The sequence below is a fragment of the Winogradskyella sp. UBA3174 genome (assembly GCF_002364335.1).
Classification (GTDB): Bacteria; Bacteroidota; Bacteroidia; order Flavobacteriales; family Flavobacteriaceae; genus Winogradskyella.
Genome location: NZ_DEXW01000070.1, coordinates 5,467 through 6,429, shown reverse-complemented (window position 1 = coordinate 6,429; position 963 = coordinate 5,467). Strand labels below are relative to the sequence as shown.

The following is a 963-nucleotide window of genomic DNA, read 5'->3' as shown; positions in this document are numbered from 1 at the left end:
GAAAATTCCGAAGGAATTTTCCACCGTAATGAATTATAACCAATGTTATTAGCAACCGTTTTTTTATTTTAAGGCTCTAAATTGGACGCATAGATAATAGGTTCGACGTTATTTAGCCAGATACCGACGCAGGTTTCTCAGGCAGAAATTTGGCGGATAAGCACTGTCCAAAGCAATTAATTATTCATGTTGTTTTTCTTTCGTTATTTTTAATTCTCTAATATATCACCCGTTAACTTTATTAACCCAATCCCTTCATAATAATCTAGAACCATTTTTTCTATTTGTTTAATAAATCTTTTAAGTACTTTTCTATTTCAGGATGCCCGTACTTTTTAGCATAATCGAAAACAGTTCTACCTTCATTAGAAATAGTTTCTAATTTGGCACCTTGGTCAACTAAATATTTAACCATCTCTAGTTGACCATATTTTACAGCAAACATTAGAGGTGTTTTGTTTTCACAAATATTTTCAATGTCGGCACCTTTTTCTACAAAAAATTGTAATGAAGGCATCGATTTGTAATAGATGCTAATAGCTAAATAATTGAGTGGATCACCATCAAAATCAAAATCATAGCAATTATTAATATTTAAATTGCTAATGATTTTATCTAAAGTTTCAAGATCTCCTTCTTCAATGGCTGCTATGGTTTCTTGAGAAATATCTTTAACAACAGTCATAATTCTATCTGATGAGTACTCTAAAATTTTTAACTTCAATTTTTTAGCATTGTTTAATAGTAAATCATTGTTTATAGAATTTGCTTGTACCATAGTTTTTAATAGCGAAATTCGATTAGCAAAATTTTTGACTTCAATATTGCTTTTATCTTTGTTAAAAAATGACAAGTCTAATGGATCTAGTTCTGCACTCGAATCTTTAAATATGTATCTTTCAATTAATGAATTTAAATCAAGATTATTAGTAAATGCTTCATCTTTTAGTTTAGAGATTTGTA

At 28.7% G+C, this 963-nt stretch carries 1 protein-coding gene; it reads right to left on the bottom strand.

The features are described 5' to 3' along the window. Nucleotides 1-280: 280 nt before the first annotated feature. A partial coding sequence (locus B2U95_RS13710; RefSeq protein ID WP_296317134.1) for an ankyrin repeat domain-containing protein occupies nt 281-963 on the bottom strand: 683 nt, incomplete at its 5' end.